Source organism: Escherichia coli, from assembly GCF_036503815.1.
Lineage (GTDB): Bacteria > Pseudomonadota > Gammaproteobacteria > Enterobacterales > Enterobacteriaceae > Escherichia > Escherichia coli_F.
Genome location: NZ_AP027764.1, coordinates 1,179,787 through 1,198,243, shown reverse-complemented (window position 1 = coordinate 1,198,243; position 18,457 = coordinate 1,179,787). Strand labels below are relative to the sequence as shown.

The following is an 18,457-nucleotide window of genomic DNA, read 5'->3' as shown; positions in this document are numbered from 1 at the left end:
AACTGTATGACTACATTACGTCAGCCTTACTACGAACTTAGCCCAACGGTATATAACGCGCTGGTGCAGGCCAAAACGGCGCTGGAAAATAGCACGCTGGAAACTACGCTGATGGAGTTAGTTTATTTGCGCGTCTCGCAAATCAATGGTTGCGCATTTTGTCTGGAGATGCACAGCAAAGCATTACGCAAATCCGGTGTGCCGCAGCATAAGCTGGATGCCCTGGCAGGCTGGCGCGTAAGCCATCATTTTGACGATCGCGAGCGGGCGGCGCTGGCATGGGCGGAATCGGTGACCGATATTGCCCGAACCCATGCGGAGGACGACGTTTATCAGCCTTTGCTTGAGCATTTCAGCGCAGCAGAAATCAGCGACTTAACATTTGCCATCGGGCTGATGAATTGCTTTAACCGCCTGGCCGTTTCCATGCGGATGTAACTTCCTGATGCCGGGCAATCGCCCGGCAAAAAAACACAAAATCCCCTACCCCGTTGAGCCATTCATCGGTGGTGTAATCAATCTAAAATTCCCATATCTTGTATGGTTGAATCTTTTTTCAACTACATCTAGTATCTCTGTATCAACAGAGAGACAACCCGACGCGTATCATCGCGCCGTATCTTCATTTTAAACGGAAATACGAATCATGCGCATTACTATTTACACTCGTAACGATTGCGTTCAGTGCCACGCCACCAAACGGGCGATGGAAAACCGGGGCTTTGATTTTGAAATGATTAATGTCGATCGCGTTCCTGAAGCGGCGGAAGCGTTACGTGCTCAGGGCTTTCGTCAGTTGCCGGTAGTGATTGCAGGCGATCTTAGCTGGTCTGGTTTCCGCCCGGACATGATCAATCGTCTGCATCCAGCGCCACACGCGGCCAGTGCATGAGCCAACTCGTCTACTTTTCCAGCAGCTCCGAAAATACGCAGCGTTTTATCGAACGTTTAGGACTGCCCGCGGTGCGCATCCCGCTCAATGAGCGGGAACGGATTCAGGTAGACGAGCCTTACATCCTGATCGTGCCCTCTTACGGCGGCGGCGGTACGGCTGGCGCGGTGCCACGACAGGTAATTCGCTTTTTAAACGACGAGCACAACCGGGCGTTGCTTCGCGGCGTTATTGCTTCGGGTAATCGCAACTTTGGTGAGGCGTATGGCCGCGCCGGAGATGTGATAGCCCGGAAATGCGGCGTGCCGTGGCTGTACCGCTTTGAACTCATGGGTACGCAAAGCGATATCGAAAACGTTCGTAAAGGAGTAACCGAATTTTGGCAACGACAACCGCAGAACGCCTGACGCAGGAAACGATGGATTACCACGCTCTGAATGCGATGCTTAACCTTTACGATAGCGCAGGTCGCATTCAGTTCGATAAAGATCGCCAGGCCGTTGACGCCTTTATGGCGACGCATGTACGCCCGAACAGTGTGACCTTCAGTAGCCAGCAGCAGCGCCTGAACTGGCTGGTCAACGAAGGTTACTATGATGAAAACGTCCTCAACCGCTACTCTCGCGATTTTGTCATTACACTGTTTGCCCACGCACACGCCAGCGGTTTTCGTTTTCAGACATTCCTCGGAGCATGGAAGTTTTACACCAGCTATACGTTGAAGACATTCGACGGTAAGCGTTATCTGGAAGATTTTGCCGATCGAGTCACGATGGTGGCGCTGACGCTGGCACAAGGCGATGAAACACTGGCGACGCAACTGACCGATGAGATGCTGTCAGGACGCTTTCAGCCTGCAACACCGACATTCCTCAACTGCGGTAAACAGCAGCGTGGCGAACTGGTTTCCTGTTTTTTGCTGCGTATTGAAGACAATATGGAGTCGATTGGCCGGGCAGTAAATTCCGCACTACAACTGTCGAAACGCGGCGGCGGCGTGGCATTTTTGCTGTCGAATCTGCGGGAAGCGGGCGCACCAATTAAACGTATTGAAAATCAATCCTCTGGCGTGATTCCGGTGATGAAAATGCTGGAGGACGCATTTTCTTATGCCAACCAGCTCGGCGCTCGTCAGGGTGCTGGCGCAGTCTATTTACATGCTCATCATCCCGATATTCTGCGTTTTCTCGATACAAAGCGGGAAAATGCCGACGAGAAAATCCGCATTAAAACACTGTCGCTGGGCGTGGTTATCCCGGATATCACCTTCCATCTGGCAAAAGAGAATGCGAAGATGGCGCTGTTTTCGCCCTATGACGTTGAGCGTGTTTATGGCAAGCCGTTTGCCGATATCGCCATCAGCGAACACTATGACGAACTGGTTGCCGATGAACGCATCCGCAAAAAATACATCAACGCCCGTGATTTCTTCCAGCGGCTGGCGGAGATCCAGTTTGAATCCGGCTATCCCTACATCATGTATGAAGACACGGTTAACCATGCTAACCCTATTGCCGGGCGTATAAATATGAGCAATCTCTGCTCAGAAATTTTGCAGGTTAACAGCGCCTCAGAGTATGACGAGAATCTCGACTATGCCCGCACAGGCCATGATATTTCCTGCAATTTAGGTTCGTTGAATATTGCCCACACCATGGATTCCCCCGACTTTGCCCGCACGGTAGAGATCGCCATACGCGGTTTAACTGCGGTGTCAGATATGAGTCATATTCGCAGCGTGCCGTCCATCGAAGCCGGAAATGCCGCCTCGCACGCCATCGGACTGGGGCAGATGAATTTACACGGTTATCTGGCGCGAGAAGGCATCGCTTATGGATCGCCGGAAGCACTCGATTTCACCAATCTCTATTTCTATACCATCACCTGGCACGCACTGCGTACCTCGATGTTGCTGGCGCGCGAACGCAGTGAAACCTTCGCCGGGTTCAAACAGTCACGCTATGCCAATGGTGAATATTTTAGCCAATATCTGCAAGGTAACTGGCAACCGAAAACGGCGAAAGTTGGCGAGTTGTTTGCTCGTAGCAGTATCACGTTACCTACCCGCGAAATGTGGGCGCAACTGCGCAACGACGTGATGCGCTATGGCATTTACAACCAGAATCTCCAGGCAGTGCCGCCAACCGGTTCCATCTCTTATATCAACCATGCCACGTCGAGTATTCATCCGATTGTGGCGAAAGTAGAGATACGCAAAGAGGGCAAAACAGGACGCGTTTACTACCCTGCCCCGTTTATGACTAACGAGAATCTGGCGCTGTATCAGGACGCTTACGAAATCGGCGCAGAAAAGATCATCGACACCTACGCCGAAGCGACTCGCCATGTCGATCAGGGGCTGTCGCTGACACTGTTTTTCCCCGATACCGCCACCACTCGCGATATCAACAAAGCGCAGATTTACGCCTGGCGCAAAGGTATCAAAACGCTCTACTACATCCGCCTGCGTCAGATGGCGCTGGAAGGCACTGAAATTGAAGGCTGCGTCTCCTGTGCACTTTAAGGAATATCTATGAAACTCTCACGTATCAGCGCCATCAACTGGAATAAGATATCTGACGATAAAGATCTGGAGGTGTGGAATCGCCTGACCAGCAATTTCTGGCTACCAGAAAAGGTGCCGCTGTCGAACGATATTCCTGCGTGGCAGACATTAAGTGCCGCAGAACAACAACTGACGATGCGCGTTTTTACTGGCCTGACGCTGCTCGACACGCTGCAAAATGTTATCGGCGCGCCTTCACTGATGCCCGATGCACTCACGCCCCATGAAGAGGCGGTTTTATCGAATATCAGCTTTATGGAAGCGGTTCATGCCCGCTCTTACAGTTCGATTTTCTCGACGCTGTGCCAGACCAAAGATGTCGATGCCGCCTACGCCTGGAGTGAAGAAAACGCGCCGTTGCAGCGAAAAGCACAGATTATTCAGCAACATTATCGCGGTGATAATCCGCTGAAAAAGAAAATCGCCAGTGTGTTTCTTGAATCATTTTTGTTCTATTCCGGTTTCTGGCTACCGATGTATTTCTCCAGCCGCGGAAAGCTAACTAATACCGCAGACCTGATCCGTCTGATTATCCGGGATGAAGCAGTCCACGGTTACTACATCGGCTATAAATATCAGAAAAACCTTGAAAAGATCTCCATGGCACGACGTGAAGAATTGAAGAGTTTCGCCTTCGATATGTTGCTGGAACTCTATGACAACGAGTTGCAATACACCGATGAGCTGTACGCCGAAACCCCGTGGGCTGACGATGTGAAAGCGTTTCTCTGTTACAACGCCAATAAGGCGTTGATGAATCTGGGCTACGAACCGCTATTTCCCGCAGAAATGGCGGAAGTAAATCCGGCAATCCTCGCCGCGCTTTCGCCGAATGCCGATGAAAATCACGATTTCTTTTCCGGTTCAGGCTCTTCATATGTGATGGGAAAAGCGGTCGAAACAGAAGATGAAGACTGGAATTTCTGAGTGTGTTATTTTCAAAAATATCACCAACCACAGTAGGGAAATAATTCCTGCCAAATAGCTTTTTATCACGCAAATATTTTGTGGTGATCTACACTGATACTCTGTTGCATTATTCGCCTGAAACCACAATATTCAGGCGTTTTTTCGCTATCTATGACAAAAAAAATATCAACTTTCTCGATTTGCTCTCAGCCCTTATATCATGGGAAATTCCGGCGATTTGCTCGCATCAATATTCATGCCACATTTGCCATCAGGGGTTGCCTCAGATTCTCAGTATGTTAGGGTAGAAAAAAGTGACTATTTCCATTGGGTAATGTATCGACATAAACAAATAACAGGAATCTTTCTATTGCATGGCAATTAAATTAGAAATTAAAAATCTCTATAAAATATTTGGCGAGCATCCTCAGCGAGCGTTCAAATATATCGAACAAGGACTTTCAAAAGAACAAATTCTGGAAAAAACCGGGCTATCGCTTGGCGTAAAAGACGCCAGTCTGGCCATTGAAGAAGGCGAGATATTTGTCATCATGGGATTATCCGGTTCGGGTAAATCCACAATGGTACGCCTTCTCAATCGCCTGATTGAACCCACCCGCGGGCAAGTGCTGATTGATGGTGTGGATATTGCCAAAATATCCGACGCCGAACTCCGTGAGGTGCGCAGAAAAAAGATTGCGATGGTCTTCCAGTCCTTTGCCTTAATGCCGCATATGACCGTGCTGGACAATACTGCATTCGGTATGGAATTGGCCGGAATTAATGCCGAAGAACGCCGGGAAAAAGCCCTTGATGCACTGCGTCAGGTCGGGCTGGAAAATTATGCCCATAGCTACCCGGACGAGCTCTCTGGTGGGATGCGTCAACGCGTCGGATTAGCACGCGCATTAGCAATTAATCCGGATATATTATTAATGGACGAAGCCTTCTCGGCGCTTGATCCATTAATTCGCACTGAGATGCAGGATGAGCTGGTAAAATTACAGGCGAAACATCAACGTACCATTGTCTTTATTTCTCACGATCTCGACGAAGCTATGCGTATTGGCGACCGAATTGCCATTATGCAAAATGGTGAAGTGGTGCAGGTTGGCACACCGGATGAAATTCTCAATAATCCGGCGAATGATTATGTCCGAACCTTCTTCCGTGGCGTCGATATTAGCCAGGTGTTCAGTGCAAAAGATATTGCCCGTCGTACACCGAACGGCTTAATTCGTAAAACCCCCGGCTTCGGCCCGCGTTCTGCACTGAAATTATTGCAGGATGAAGATCGCGAATATGGCTACGTTATCGAACGCGGTAATAGATTTGTCGGTGCAGTGTCTATCGATTCGCTTAAAACCGCGTTAACGCAGCAGCAAGGTCTTGATGCGGCGCTGATTGATGCGCCATTAGCAGTCGATGCGCAAACGCCTCTTAGCGAGTTGCTCTCTCATGTCGGACAAGCGCCCTGTGCGGTGCCCGTGGTCGACGAGGACCAACAGTATGTCGGCATCATTTCGAAAGGAATGCTGCTGCGCGCTTTAGATCGTGAGGGGGTAAATAATGGCTGATCAAAATAATCCGTGGGATACCACGCCAGCGGCGGACAGTGCTGCACAATCCGCAGACGCCTGGGGTACACCGGCGACTGCACCGACTGACGGCGGTGGCGCTGACTGGCTGACCAGTACGCCTGCGCCAAACGTCGAACATTTTAATATTCTCGATCCGTTCCATAAAACGCTGATCCCGCTCGACAGTTGGGTCACTGAAGGGATCGACTGGGTCGTTACCCATTTCCGTCCCGTCTTCCAGGGCGTGCGCGTTCCGGTCGATTACATCCTCAACGGTTTCCAGCAATTGCTGCTGGGTATGCCCGCGCCGGTGGCGATTATCGTTTTCGCTCTCATCGCCTGGCAAATTTCCGGTGTCGGAATGGGCGTGGCGACGCTGGTTTCGCTGATTGCCATCGGCGCAATCGGTGCCTGGTCACAGGCAATGGTTACTCTGGCGCTGGTGTTAACCGCCCTGCTGTTCTGTATCGTCATCGGTTTGCCGTTGGGGATCTGGCTGGCGAGAAGTCCGCGAGCGGCGAAAATTATTCGTCCACTGCTTGATGCCATGCAGACCACGCCAGCGTTTGTTTATCTGGTGCCAATCGTCATGCTGTTTGGCATCGGCAACGTGCCGGGCGTAGTGGTGACTATAATCTTTGCTCTGCCGCCGATTATCCGTCTGACGATTCTTGGTATTAACCAGGTTCCGGCGGATTTAATTGAAGCCTCGCGCTCATTCGGTGCCAGCCCGCGGCAGATGCTGTTCAAAGTTCAGTTACCGCTGGCGATGCCGACCATTATGGCGGGTGTTAACCAGACGCTGATGCTGGCCCTTTCTATGGTGGTCATTGCCTCGATGATTGCCGTCGGTGGGCTGGGTCAGATGGTACTTCGCGGTATCGGTCGTCTGGATATGGGCCTTGCCACCGTTGGCGGCGTCGGGATTGTGATCCTCGCCATTATCCTCGACCGCCTGACGCAGGCCGTTGGGCGCGACTCACGCAGTCGCGGCAACCGTCGCTGGTACACCACTGGCCCTGTCGGTCTGCTGACCCGCCCATTCATTAAGTAACTCTGCACTTGCCCGGTGACGCCGGGCATTATCACCCTGCCAAAAAAAGGAATAACAATGCGACATAGCGTACTTTTTGCGACAGCGTTTGCCACGCTTATCTCTACACAAACTTTTGCTGCCGATCTGCCGGGCAAAGGCATTACTGTTAATCCAGTTCAGAGCACCATCACTGAAGAAACCTTCCAGACGCTGCTGGTCAGTCGTGCACTGGAGAAATTAGGTTATACCGTCAATAAACCCAGCGAAGTGGATTACAACGTTGGCTACACCTCGCTTGCTTCCGGCGATGCAACCTTCACCGCCGTGAACTGGACGCCACTGCATGACAACATGTACGAAGCTGCCGGTGGCGATAAGAAATTTTATCGTGAAGGAGTATTTGTTAACGGCGCGGCACAGGGTTACCTGATCGATAAGAAAACCGCCGACCAGTATAAAATTACCAACATCGCGCAACTGAAAGATCCGAAGATCGCCAAACTGTTCGATACCAACGGCGACGGTAAAGCGGATTTAACCGGCTGTAACCCAGGCTGGGGCTGCGAAGGTGCGATCAACCACCAGCTTGCCGCGTATGGACTGACCAATACCGTGACGCATAATCAGGGGAACTACGCAGCGATGATGGCTGACACCATCAGTCGTTACAAAGAGGGTAAGCCGGTGTTTTACTACACCTGGACGCCGTACTGGGTGAGTAACGAACTGAAACCGGGGAAAGATGTGGTCTGGTTGCAGGTGCCGTTCTCCGCACTGCCGGGCGATAAAAATGCCGATACCAAACTGCCGAATGGCGCGAATTACGGCTTCCCGGTCAGTACCATGCATATCGTTGCCAACAAAGCCTGGGCCGAGAAAAACCCGGCAGCAGCGAAACTGTTTGCCATTATGCAGTTACCAGTGGCAGATATTAACGCCCAGAACGCCATTATGCATGACGGCAAAGCCTCAGAAGGCGATATTCAGGGCCACGTTGATGGCTGGATCAAAGCCCACCAGCAGCAGTTCGATGGCTGGGTGAATGAGGCGCTGGCAGCGCAGAAGTAATTTTTATTCGGGCGGATAAGGCGCTTTTGCCTCATCCGCCGCTCTGTACACAATGCCTGATGCGATGCGGCCGCGTCTTATCATGCCTACAAACCACACCGCACATTTCAACAATCTATCTTTCATCCCATATTCATCAACATCCGCTATTATTGATTTCCAGCTTAATCATCACCTGATGAACAAAAATAATGACTAAACCTAATCATGAGCTTAGCCCGGCACTGATCGTGCTGATGTCTATCGCCACCGGTCTGGCGGTAGCCAGTAACTATTACGCCCAGCCATTACTCGACACCATCGCGCGTAACTTTTCCCTTTCCGCCAGTTCGGCGGGCTTTATTGTTACCGCCGCGCAGTTGGGCTATGCCGCAGGTCTGCTGTTTCTTGTTCCCCTCGGTGATGTGTTTGAACGCCGCCGCCTGATTGTCTCGATGACCTTACTGGCAGCGGGCGGTATGTTGATTACCGCCAGCAGTCAGTCGCTGGCGATGATGATCCTCGGTACGGCATTAACCGGTTTATTCTCGGTCGTGGCACAAATTCTGGTTCCGCTGGCAGCGACGCTGGCTTCACCGGACAAACGCGGCAAAGTGGTCGGCACCATTATGAGCGGGCTGCTGTTGGGGATCTTGCTGGCACGAACCGTTGCCGGTTTGCTGGCAAACCTCGGCGGCTGGCGCACCGTCTTTTGGGTTGCCTCGGTGTTAATGGCACTGATGGCGCTGGCATTATGGCGTGGTCTGCCACAAATGAAATCAGAAACCCACCTCAACTACCCACAGTTGCTTGGTTCCGTTTTCAGCATGTTTATCAGCGATAAAATTCTGCGCACCCGCGCGTTGCTGGGCTGCCTGACCTTTGCCAACTTCAGCATTCTCTGGACCTCAATGGCCTTTTTGCTCGCCGCTCCGCCTTTTAATTACAGCGATGGCGTAATTGGTCTGTTTGGACTCGCGGGAGCTGCCGGAGCGTTAGGCGCTCGTCCGGCGGGCGGTTTTGCCGATAAGGGCAAATCACACCTCACCACAACTTTCGGCCTGCTGCTGCTGTTACTTTCATGGCTGGCGATCTGGTTTGGTCACACTTCCGTACTGGCCTTGATTATCGGCATCCTGGTGCTGGATCTCACCGTGCAGGGCGTGCATATCACTAACCAGACGGTAATTTATCGAATACACCCTGATGCGCGTAATCGCCTGACCGCAGGTTACATGACCAGCTACTTCATTGGCGGTGCCGCCGGTTCGCTAATTTCAGCCTCAGCCTGGCAACATGGCGGTTGGGCTGGCGTTTGTCTGGCTGGCGCGACGATTGCCCTGGTTAACTTACTGGTCTGGTGGCGAGGTTTTCATCGTCAGGAAGCCGCAAATTAAGCAATCAGCAACCGTTTTCGTGGCTTTACACTTATAAGGGTGTTAAGAAGCCCATCAGTCTGATAAGGTTAAGATATTCATTCAGTCTATTTATAATATTAACAATCGTTAAGCGTACACTCTATGGAAAGCCCTACTCCACAGCCTGCTCCTGGTTCGGCGACCTTCATGGAAGGATGCAAAGACAGTTTACCGATTGTTATTAGTTATATTCCGGTGGCCTTTGCGTTCGGTCTGAATGCGACCCGTCTGGGATTCTCTCCTCTCGAAAGCGTTTTTTTCTCCTGCATCATTTATGCAGGCGCGAGCCAGTTCGTCATTACCGCGATGCTGGCAGCCGGGAGTAGTTTGTGGGTTGCTGCACTGACCGTCATGGCAATGGATGTTCGCCATGTTTTGTATGGCCCGTCACTGCGTAGCCGTATTATTCAGCGTCTGCAAAAATCGAAAACCGCCCTGTGGGCGTTTGGCCTGACGGATGAGGTTTTTGCCGCCGCAACCGCAAAACTGGTACGCAATAATCGCCGCTGGAGCGAGAACTGGATGATCGGCATTGCCTTCAGTTCATGGTCATCGTGGGTATTTGGTACGGTAATAGGGGCATTCTCCGGCAGCGGCTTGCTGCAAGGATATCCCGCCGTTGAAGCAGCATTAGGTTTTATGCTTCCGGCACTCTTTATGAGTTTCCTGCTCGCCTCTTTCCAGCGCAAACAATCTCTTTGCGTTACCGCAGCGTTAGTTGGTGCCCTTGCAGGCGTAACGCTATTTTCTATTCCCGTCGCCATTCTGGCAGGCATTGTCTGTGGCTGCCTCACTGCGTTAATCCAGGCATTCTGGCAAGGAGCGCCCGATGAGCTATGAGGTTCTGCTGCTTGGGTTACTGGTTGGCGCGGCGAATTATTGCTTCCGCTATTTGCCGCTGCGCCTGCGTGTGGGTAATGCCCGCCCAACCAAACGTGGCGCGGTAGGTATTTTGCTCGACACCATTGGCATCGCCTCGATATGCGCTCTGCTGGTTGTCTCTACCGCACCAGAAGTGATGCACGATATACGCCGTTTCGTGCCCACTCTGGTCGGCTTCGCGGTACTGGGTGCCAGTTTCTATAAAACACGCAGCATTATCATCCCAACACTGCTTAGTGCGCTGGCCTATGGGCTCGCCTGGAAAGTGATGGCGATTATATAACCCACAAGAATCATTTTTCTAAAACAATACATTTACTTTATTTGTCACTGTCGTTACTATATCGGCTGAAATTAATGAGGTCATACCCAAATGGATAGTTCGTTTACGCCCATTGAACAAATGCTAAAATTTCGCGCCAGCCGCCACGAAGATTTTCCTTATCAGGAGATCCTTCTGACTCGTCTTTGCATGCACATGCAAAGCAAGCTGCTGGAGAACCGCAATAAAATGCTGAAGGCTCAGGGGATTAACGAGACGTTGTTTATGGCGTTGATTACGCTGGAGTCTCAGGAAAACCACAGTATTCAGCCTTCTGAATTGAGTTGTGCTCTTGGATCATCCCGTACCAACGCGACGCGTATTGCCGATGAACTGGAAAAACGCGGTTGGATCGAACGTCGTGAAAGCGATAACGATCGCCGCTGCCTGCATCTGCAATTAACGGAAAAAGGTCACGAGTTTTTGCGCGAAGTTTTACCACCGCAGCATAATTGCCTGCATCAACTCTGGTCCGCGCTCAGCACAACAGAAAAAGATCAGCTCGAGCAAATCACCCGCAAATTGCTCTCCCGTCTCGACCAGATGGAACAAGACGGTGTGGTTCTCGAAGCGATGAGCTAACGCGTCATCTCGCTCAAAAATCCAGATTTATAACAGAAAAAATGACTGGCCAGCATCGCAACATGCTGGCCTTTTTGGCAAGCAGGTCGGCTCAGCCGATGAGTTAAGAAGATCGTGGAGAACAATATGAGCGCAAATGCGGAGACTCAAACCCCGCAGCAACCGGTAAAGAAGAGCGGCAAACGTAAGCGTCTGCTCCTCCTTCTCACCTTGCTCTTTATAATTATTGCCGTAGCGATAGGGATTTATTGGTTTTTGGTACTGCGTCATTTCGAAGAAACCGATGACGCATACGTGGCAGGGAATCAGATTCAAATTATGTCTCAGGTGTCTGGCAGCGTGACGAAAGTCTGGGCCGATAACACCGATTTTGTAAAAGAAGGCGATGTGCTGGTCACTCTCGACCCGACAGATGCTCGCCAGGCGTTTGAAAAAGCCAAAACTGCACTGGCTTCAAGCGTTCGCCAAACTCACCAGCTGATGATTAACAGCAAACAGTTGCAGGCGAATATTGAGGTGCAAAAAATCGCCCTCGCGAAAGCACAAAGCGACTACAACCGCCGTGTGCCGCTGGGCAATGCCAACCTGATTGGTCGCGAAGAGCTGCAACACGCCCGCGACGCGGTGACCAGTGCCCAGGCGCAATTGGATGTCGCCATTCAACAATACAATGCCAATCAGGCGATGATTCTGGGGACTAAACTGGAAGATCAGCCTGCCGTGCAACAGGCTGCCACCGAAGTACGTAACGCCTGGCTGGCGCTGGAGCGTACCCGTATTGTCAGCCCGATGACCGGTTATGTCTCCCGCCGCGCAGTACAGCCTGGCGCGCAAATTAGCCCAACGACGCCGCTGATGGCGGTCGTTCCAGCCACCAATATGTGGGTGGATGCCAACTTTAAAGAAACGCAGATTGCCAATATGCGTATCGGTCAGCCGGTCACCATCACCACCGATATTTACGGCGATGATGTGAAATACACCGGTAAAGTGGTTGGTCTGGATATGGGGACAGGTAGCGCGTTCTCGCTGCTTCCGGCGCAAAACGCCACCGGTAACTGGATCAAAGTCGTTCAGCGTCTGCCTGTTCGTATTGAACTGGACCAGAAACAGCTCGAGCAATACCCGCTGCGTATCGGTTTGTCCACGCTGGTGAGCGTCAATACCACTAACCGTGACGGTCAGGTACTGGCAAATAAAGTACGTTCCACACCGGTAGCGGTAAGCACCGCGCGTGAAATCAGCCTGGCACCTGTCAATAAACTGATCGACGATATCGTAAAAGCTAACGCTGGCTAATCCAGAGGTGCGTGTGATGCAACAGCAAAAACCGCTGGAAGGCGCGCAACTGGTCATTATGACGATTGCGCTGTCACTGGCGACATTCATGCAGGTGCTAGACTCCACCATTGCTAACGTGGCGATCCCCACTATCGCCGGGAATCTGGGCTCATCGCTCAGCCAGGGAACGTGGGTAATCACTTCTTTCGGGGTGGCGAATGCCATCTCGATCCCGCTTACCGGCTGGCTGGCAAAGCGCGTCGGGGAAGTGAAACTGTTCCTCTGGTCAACCATCGCCTTTGCTATTGCGTCGTGGGCGTGTGGTGTCTCCAGCAGCCTGAATATGCTGATCTTCTTCCGCGTGATTCAGGGGATTGTCGCTGGGCCGCTGATCCCGCTTTCGCAAAGTCTGTTACTGAATAACTACCCGCCAGCAAAACGCTCGATCGCGCTGGCGTTGTGGTCGATGACGGTGATTGTCGCGCCAATTTGCGGCCCGATCCTCGGCGGTTATATCAGCGATAATTACCACTGGGGCTGGATATTCTTCATCAACGTGCCGATTGGCGTGGCGGTGGTGTTGATGACACTGCAAACCCTGCGCGGACGCGAAACCCGCACCGAACGGCGGCGGATTGATGCCGTGGGGCTGGCGCTGCTGGTAATTGGCATCGGCAGCCTGCAGATTATGCTCGACCGGGGTAAAGAGCTGGACTGGTTCTCATCACAGGAAATTATCATTCTCACCGTGGTGGCGGTGGTGGCTATCTGCTTCCTGATTGTCTGGGAGCTGACCGACGATAACCCGATAGTCGATCTGTCGTTGTTTAAGTCGCGCAACTTCACCATCGGCTGCTTGTGTATCAGCCTCGCGTATATGCTCTACTTCGGCGCGATTGTTCTGCTGCCGCAGTTGTTGCAGGAGGTCTACGGTTACACGGCGACCTGGGCAGGTTTGGCCTCTGCGCCGGTAGGGATTATTCCGGTGATCCTGTCGCCGATTATCGGCCGCTTCGCGCATAAACTGGATATGCGGCGACTGGTAACCTTCAGCTTTATCATGTATGCCGTCTGCTTCTACTGGCGTGCTTATACCTTTGAACCGGGTATGGATTTTGGCGCGTCGGCCTGGCCGCAGTTTATCCAGGGCTTCGCAGTGGCCTGCTTCTTTATGCCGCTGACCACCATTACGCTGTCTGGTTTGCCACCGGAACGACTGGCGGCGGCATCGAGCCTCTCTAACTTTACGCGAACGCTGGCGGGGTCTATCGGCACATCCATCACCACCACCATGTGGACTAACCGCGAGTCGATGCACCACGCACAGTTAACCGAGTCGGTAAACCCGTTTAACCCGAACGCTCAGGCGATGTACAGCCAACTGGAAGGGCTGGGGATGACGCAACAACAGGCATCAGGCTGGATTGCCCAGCAGATCACTAATCAGGGGCTGATTATTTCCGCCAATGAGATCTTCTGGATGTCAGCCGGGATATTCCTCGTCCTGCTGGGGCTGGTGTGGTTTGCTAAACCGCCATTTGGCGCAGGTGGCGGTGCGGGCGGTGCGCACTAAGGTTGTTAAAGGGAGCTGCGGCTCCCTTTTTATTTGCTCATTCTGTAAACGGTTGTTTTATCATCTCAAACGGTGTATCTTTTCGCCGCCCCAAACTCTTCCATTCACCATTAACCGGTTCTGAGCATTCGCTCAGGTTGTTAACTCACTTTTTTCTTCGCCCTCGCTTTCGCGGGTGATACTCACATTTTTTTAACCCCATAACTCGCACCCTCGCGGGCGTACGTTTATTACACAAAAAATAATGGATTATTATGAATACCCAACGTAAATACGGGAGAACCTGGCATTACCCCTTCTCCCCTGGCACCACCAGCGATGACCGTATTAACACCGATTACTGGCAGGATTTACAGGCCATCACGCAATTGGTGCACACAGAAAAACTCGACGGTGAAAATAACTGCCTTAACCGCTACGGCGTGTTTGCCCGTTCCCATGCCGCGCCTACACAATCGGCATGGACCTATAAAATTCGCCAACGCTGGCAACTGCTGAAAAACGATCTCGGCGATCTGGAGTTGTTTGGTGAAAATCTTTATGCCGTTCATTCGATTGAATATCGCGCCCTGGAGCAGGATTTTTATCTGTTTGCCGTTCGCTGCCAGGATATATGGCTGAGCTGGGAAGAGGTGCAGTTTTACGCCGCTCTGTTTGATTTCCCCTGCGTTCCCGAAATCTCCGGCCCGCAGCCGGGGAATGATGAAAAAAGCTGGCAACGTGATTTTCTGGCGCTGACCAATGCGCGCGGCGCGTTCGATCCCTGGGATACGCAAACCGGGCAACCCTGTACGCTGGAAGGCATTGTCAGCCGGAATAGTGATGCGTTTTCCGTCGCTGACTTTTCGCATAACGTCTTCAAGTATGTACGCAAAAATCATGTCAAAACCACCGAGCACTGGAAACGCCACTGGCGACGGGCGCGGATGGCCCATGAGTTCGCTTATGGAGAACAGTCATGATTTGGCAACTTACCGACGACAAACGCTGGTCGACGCTACGCCAGCGTTTTAGCTGGGTTGAGGATATGCATAACACGCCGCAAGCCCCGGAGCATCATGGTGAAGGCGACGTTGGTGTGCATACTGAAATGGTGCTGAATGCACTCGTTGCGATGGCTGAGTTTCAGCAACTCCCCGCTCAGCAGCAGGAAATTTTATGGGCGGCGGCGTTATTGCATGACGTTGAAAAGCGCAGTACTACCGTGCAGGAAAACGGACGTATTCAGTCTCCAGGCCATGCTCGTCGGGGTGAATTGACGGCCCGACAAATTTTATGGCGCGATATCCCGACGCCGTTCGTGCTACGCGAGCAAATTGTTGCACTGGTGCGTCTGCATGGGTTACCGCTATGGTTACTGGAACGTCCGGAACCGGAGCGTTTGCTGCTCACGGCTGCAATGCGTATCGACACACGTCTGCTCGCTTTGCTTGCTCGTGCCGATCTGCTTGGTCGCCATTGTCATGATCAGCAATCAATGCTGGAACGCATCGAGCTGTTCGAGCTATTTTGCCAGGAGCAACAATGCTGGGGAAAAAGTGCGTTCATTCGCTTCGGATTCCGCACGCTGGCATTACCTGACCCATGAACAAAGTTCTCCTGATTTTGTTCCCTGGGAGGCTGAATCTTTTGAGGTTATTTTGCTGTGTGGTTTACCGGGTATGGGCAAAGATCGCTTTATCAGTGAACAGTGCCAGAGAGTGAACGTTATCAGCCTTGATGATATGCGGCGGCGAATCAATGCCAGTCCGGACGACAAAACCGCCACCGGGCGTATTGTGCAACAGGCAAAAGAAGAAGCGCGCGTTTTTTTACGCCAGAAGAAGCCGTTCATCTGGAATGCAACGAACATTACCCGCCAGTTGCGTAGCCAGCTCATCAGTCTGTTTACGGCTTACGGTGCACGAGTAAAAATCGTTTATCTGGAAGTACCGTGGGCGCAATGGAAGCAGCAAAATGCCAGGCGCGAGTATGCCGTTCCTGAAGCGGTCGTGATGCGGATGGCCTCAAGGCTGGAAGTTCCTCAACCTGATGAAGCACATAGCGTGGAATATCGGGTGACTGACAGGTAATAAAAACCGGGCGGTGATATCACCTGCCCGGCCTCTTCAATTGACTAGATGTGCAATTCCTGCAACTTTTCTTTCGGCAGCGCCAACTCTTCGTTGCTGTTGATGCGTACGTCACGTTCCAGGATATTACGCGCAATATCCTGCGCTTCCTGCAACGAATGCATCTGATAAGTACCACACTGGTAGACGTTCAGTTCCGGGATCTGATTCTGATCCTGCACTTTCAGCACGTCTTCCATTGCCGCTTTCCAGGCATTAGCGACACGCTGCTCATCTGGCGTACCAATCAGACTCATATAAAAACCGGTGCGGCAGCCCATTGGCGAGATATCGATAATCTCAACGCCATTACCGTTAAGATGGTTACGCATAAAACCAGCAAACAGGTGCTCCAGGGTATGGATCCCTCTTTCTGGCATCACTTCTTTGTTCGGCACGCAGAAGCGCAGATCGAACACGGTGATTGCGTCGCCATGCGGGGTGTTCATTGTTTTCGCCACCCGAACTGCAGGCGCTTCCATCCGGGTATGATCGACTGTGAAGCTATCTAACAACGGCATTTAGCCACCTCCGGTAATTTTTTTAAAAATTTTCTGAACTCTTTCTTCCCAGGCGAGTCTGAGTATATGAAAGACGCGCATTTGTTATCATCATCCCTGAATTCAGAGATGAAATTTTGGCCACTCACGAGTGGCCTTTTTCTTTTCTGTCAGGCGTGTTTTTCCAGCCACACCGCAAACGGTTCGGTATCAGCGGCTTCCATTTCCTGCTGACGGCGTACAGACGCCTCGCGCTCGGCTACAAAATCCTCTTCACGCAGAATTTCCAGCGGCTCTTCACGCAGCAGATTACGGTACGCTTCAGCAAACGCTTTACCTGTTCCGCCAATACCAGTATCAATCATAGACCTTAAGATACGGGCAGAGAAAGTCAGATCGGGATTATCGAAGCAGGCGACCAGTTCATCACACACTTTCTGGTACGCTTCGCCGCCGTTAATGCTATCCAGCGTTTGCGCCACGCGTTTTAGATCGCGGAACAAATCTTTCCCCACCTGCGGCAACGGGAACTGCGCGGTTTCGCAGCCGATACCCAGCGTCAGGCCCGGTTTGCGACCTTCGAGGATCACCCGGTTCCAGTTAACGCGTGTACAGGCAAGTTCGCTACTGCTCATTTCCGGTGCATCAGCCAGCGCACACCAGACCATAAACAGGTCGAGGAATCGCACCTGTTGTTCATCTACACCAATCGGCGAGAACGGGTTGATGTCCAGCGAACGCACTTCAATATATTCAATGCCGCCACGTAACAGTGCATCAGAAGGCGACTCGCCGCTGCGGGTAACGCGTTTTGGACGAATAGGCGCGTACAGTTCGTTTTCAATCTGCAGCACATTGCTGTTGATTTGCAACCGCTTACCGTCTTTCTCAATACCAATCTTTGCGTACTCTTCCGATGGCGTTTTGATTGCCTGTTTAAGGCCCGCTACGTACTCGTAGAGATCGTTAAAGGTGATACCAAGATTGCTTTGCGATTTGTTGGTATAGCCAAGATCGCTCAAACGAAGAGAGGTCGCATACGGCAGGTAATACATACCGCACTCAGTTTTCTCAAACGGCAGCGACGTTGGTTTTCCTTGCAAGAAAGAAGAACAAATCGCCGGAGACGCGCCAAACAGATAAGGAATGACCCAACCGAAACGATAGTAATTGCGAATAACGCGGAAATAGCCCGCAGAAATTTTCTCTTTGGCATCAGCGCCCGAGATATCGCCGCACTTCGCTTGCCAGAATGCCATGGGCAAAGAGAAATTGTAGTGCACGCCGGAAATGGTTTGCATCAGCGCGCCATAGCGATTTTTCAGCCCTTCACGGTACAGCGTTTTAAAGCGTCCGGTGTTAGAAGTGCCGTACTGTGCCAGTTCGATGTCCTGACCTTCTGCGATATAGCATGGCATACTTAACGGCCACATCCGCTCATCGCCCATATTGCGCGCCGTATAGCGATGCAGATCGCGCATAAAGGTCAGCATATGTTCAATATCACCATCCACTGGTGTAATAAATTCCAGCAATGCTTCCGCAAAATCGGTAGTAATCCATTTATGCGTCAGTGCGGAACCTAATGCTTCAGGATGACCTGTTGTTGCCAGTGTGCCATCAGCATTAACACGCAAAGTTTCGCGCTCAAGCCCACGCTGTATCCCCTTTAACGCCTGAGGATGTTTTTCCAGCCAGGCCAGCGCCTGTGATACGTCCGGGATCAAATTGACCTCCCGCCTGTCAAAATCGTTTTAA

The 18,457-nt window shown here is 51.7% G+C and carries 17 protein-coding genes and 1 pseudogene; 16 read left to right on the top strand and 2 right to left on the bottom strand.

Going from position 1 to position 18,457, the window contains the following annotated elements:
• The first annotated feature begins 6 nt into the window (after window positions 1-6).
• The 16 genes and pseudogenes from AABJ99_RS05765 (at window position 7) to AABJ99_RS05690 (ending at window position 16,160) form a co-directional block, all read left to right on the top strand.
• Complete coding sequence (locus AABJ99_RS05765) at window positions 7-438, top strand: carboxymuconolactone decarboxylase family protein (protein ID WP_000209820.1); 432 nt, start codon at window positions 7-9, stop codon at window positions 436-438.
• A 208-nt stretch (window positions 439-646) separates the two neighbouring features.
• Window positions 647-892 carry a glutaredoxin-like protein NrdH gene (gene nrdH / locus AABJ99_RS05760; RefSeq protein WP_001223227.1) on the top strand — a complete coding sequence of 82 codons (246 nt, stop codon included), beginning with the start codon at window positions 647-649 and terminating at the stop codon, window positions 890-892.
• A complete protein-coding gene (nrdI, locus tag AABJ99_RS05755; RefSeq protein ID WP_000080947.1) occupies window positions 889-1,299 on the top strand; it encodes a class Ib ribonucleoside-diphosphate reductase assembly flavoprotein NrdI in 411 nt (136 codons plus the stop codon). The genes nrdH and nrdI overlap by 4 nt, the downstream gene beginning before the upstream one ends.
• Window positions 1,272-3,416, top strand: a complete 2,145-nt coding sequence (gene nrdE, locus AABJ99_RS05750) for a class 1b ribonucleoside-diphosphate reductase subunit alpha (RefSeq protein WP_039021931.1) — start codon at window positions 1,272-1,274, stop codon at window positions 3,414-3,416. Before nrdI ends, nrdE begins: the two co-directional genes overlap by 28 nt.
• Window positions 3,417-3,425: 9 nt before the next feature.
• A complete protein-coding gene (gene nrdF, locus AABJ99_RS05745) occupies window positions 3,426-4,385 on the top strand; it encodes a class 1b ribonucleoside-diphosphate reductase subunit beta (RefSeq protein ID WP_039021930.1) in 960 nt (319 codons plus the stop codon).
• A 356-nt stretch (window positions 4,386-4,741) separates the two neighbouring features.
• Complete coding sequence (gene proV, locus AABJ99_RS05740) at window positions 4,742-5,944, top strand: glycine betaine/L-proline ABC transporter ATP-binding protein ProV (RefSeq protein ID WP_000985497.1); 1,203 nt, start codon at window positions 4,742-4,744, stop codon at window positions 5,942-5,944.
• On the top strand, window positions 5,937-7,001 hold the full coding sequence (proW, locus tag AABJ99_RS05735; protein ID WP_000774978.1) for a glycine betaine/L-proline ABC transporter permease ProW: 1,065 nt from the start codon (window positions 5,937-5,939) through the stop codon (window positions 6,999-7,001). Before proV ends, proW begins: the two co-directional genes overlap by 8 nt.
• Before the next feature lie 57 nt (window positions 7,002-7,058).
• Window positions 7,059-8,051, top strand: a complete 993-nt coding sequence (proX, locus tag AABJ99_RS05730) for a glycine betaine/L-proline ABC transporter substrate-binding protein ProX (protein WP_001216531.1) — start codon at window positions 7,059-7,061, stop codon at window positions 8,049-8,051.
• Between the two features lie 191 nt (window positions 8,052-8,242).
• On the top strand, window positions 8,243-9,427 hold the full coding sequence (locus AABJ99_RS05725) for an MFS transporter (protein WP_039021929.1): 1,185 nt from the start codon (window positions 8,243-8,245) through the stop codon (window positions 9,425-9,427).
• Between the two features lie 123 nt (window positions 9,428-9,550).
• Complete coding sequence (ygaZ, locus tag AABJ99_RS05720; protein WP_000445658.1) at window positions 9,551-10,288, top strand: L-valine exporter subunit YgaZ; 738 nt, start codon at window positions 9,551-9,553, stop codon at window positions 10,286-10,288.
• Window positions 10,278-10,613: an L-valine transporter subunit YgaH gene (gene ygaH / locus AABJ99_RS05715; protein ID WP_039021928.1), complete on the top strand. Its 336-nt coding sequence runs from the start codon at window positions 10,278-10,280 to the stop codon at window positions 10,611-10,613. The genes ygaZ and ygaH overlap by 11 nt, the downstream gene beginning before the upstream one ends.
• Window positions 10,614-10,703: 90 nt before the next feature.
• The gene (gene emrR, locus AABJ99_RS05710) at window positions 10,704-11,234 is read left to right on the top strand and encodes a multidrug efflux transporter EmrAB transcriptional repressor EmrR (RefSeq protein ID WP_000378442.1); all 531 of its coding nucleotides are present in this window, start codon (window positions 10,704-10,706) and stop codon (window positions 11,232-11,234) included.
• A 126-nt stretch (window positions 11,235-11,360) separates the two neighbouring features.
• Window positions 11,361-12,533 carry a multidrug efflux MFS transporter periplasmic adaptor subunit EmrA gene (emrA, locus tag AABJ99_RS05705; protein ID WP_001295175.1) on the top strand — a complete coding sequence of 391 codons (1,173 nt, stop codon included), beginning with the start codon at window positions 11,361-11,363 and terminating at the stop codon, window positions 12,531-12,533.
• A gap of 16 nt (window positions 12,534-12,549) precedes the next feature.
• Window positions 12,550-14,088, top strand: coding sequence for a multidrug efflux MFS transporter permease subunit EmrB (emrB, locus tag AABJ99_RS05700; protein ID WP_032184969.1), 1,539 nt, complete (start codon window positions 12,550-12,552; stop codon window positions 14,086-14,088).
• Between the two features lie 254 nt (window positions 14,089-14,342).
• Window positions 14,343-15,050: an RNA ligase family protein gene (locus tag AABJ99_RS05695; protein WP_039021927.1), complete on the top strand. Its 708-nt coding sequence runs from the start codon at window positions 14,343-14,345 to the stop codon at window positions 15,048-15,050.
• Window positions 15,047-16,160 (top strand): annotated as a pseudogene (locus AABJ99_RS05690) (AAA family ATPase). The gene AABJ99_RS05695 and the pseudogene AABJ99_RS05690 overlap by 4 nt, the downstream one beginning before the upstream one ends.
• A gap of 44 nt (window positions 16,161-16,204) precedes the next feature.
• Here AABJ99_RS05690 and luxS read toward each other — a convergent pair.
• On the bottom strand, window positions 16,205-16,720 hold the full coding sequence (gene luxS / locus AABJ99_RS05685; protein WP_039021925.1) for an S-ribosylhomocysteine lyase: 516 nt from the start codon (window positions 16,718-16,720) through the stop codon (window positions 16,205-16,207).
• A gap of 149 nt (window positions 16,721-16,869) precedes the next feature.
• Window positions 16,870-18,426 carry a glutamate--cysteine ligase gene (gene gshA, locus AABJ99_RS05680; protein ID WP_000611806.1) on the bottom strand — a complete coding sequence of 519 codons (1,557 nt, stop codon included), beginning with the start codon at window positions 18,424-18,426 and terminating at the stop codon, window positions 16,870-16,872.
• Window positions 18,427-18,457: the final 31 nt, after the last annotated feature.

Bases quoted from the DNA above. Each gene is read 5' to 3' on its own strand.
- AABJ99_RS05765 (WP_000209820.1), top strand. From the start codon at position 7: ATGACTACATTACGTCAGCCTTACTACGAACTTAGCCCAACGGTATAT.
- nrdH (WP_001223227.1), top strand. From the start codon at position 647: ATGCGCATTACTATTTACACTCGTAACGATTGCGTTCAGTGCCACGCC.
- nrdI (WP_000080947.1), top strand. From the start codon at position 889: ATGAGCCAACTCGTCTACTTTTCCAGCAGCTCCGAAAATACGCAGCGT.
- nrdF (WP_039021930.1), top strand. From the start codon at position 3,426: ATGAAACTCTCACGTATCAGCGCCATCAACTGGAATAAGATATCTGAC.
- proV (WP_000985497.1), top strand. From the start codon at position 4,742: ATGGCAATTAAATTAGAAATTAAAAATCTCTATAAAATATTTGGCGAG.
- proW (WP_000774978.1), top strand. From the start codon at position 5,937: ATGGCTGATCAAAATAATCCGTGGGATACCACGCCAGCGGCGGACAGT.
- proX (WP_001216531.1), top strand. From the start codon at position 7,059: ATGCGACATAGCGTACTTTTTGCGACAGCGTTTGCCACGCTTATCTCT.
- AABJ99_RS05725 (WP_039021929.1), top strand. From the start codon at position 8,243: ATGACTAAACCTAATCATGAGCTTAGCCCGGCACTGATCGTGCTGATG.
- ygaZ (WP_000445658.1), top strand. From the start codon at position 9,551: ATGGAAAGCCCTACTCCACAGCCTGCTCCTGGTTCGGCGACCTTCATG.
- ygaH (WP_039021928.1), top strand. From the start codon at position 10,278: ATGAGCTATGAGGTTCTGCTGCTTGGGTTACTGGTTGGCGCGGCGAAT.
- emrR (WP_000378442.1), top strand. From the start codon at position 10,704: ATGGATAGTTCGTTTACGCCCATTGAACAAATGCTAAAATTTCGCGCC.
- emrA (WP_001295175.1), top strand. From the start codon at position 11,361: ATGAGCGCAAATGCGGAGACTCAAACCCCGCAGCAACCGGTAAAGAAG.
- emrB (WP_032184969.1), top strand. From the start codon at position 12,550: ATGCAACAGCAAAAACCGCTGGAAGGCGCGCAACTGGTCATTATGACG.
- AABJ99_RS05695 (WP_039021927.1), top strand. From the start codon at position 14,343: ATGAATACCCAACGTAAATACGGGAGAACCTGGCATTACCCCTTCTCC.
- luxS (WP_039021925.1), bottom strand. From the start codon at position 16,720: ATGCCGTTGTTAGATAGCTTCACAGTCGATCATACCCGGATGGAAGCG.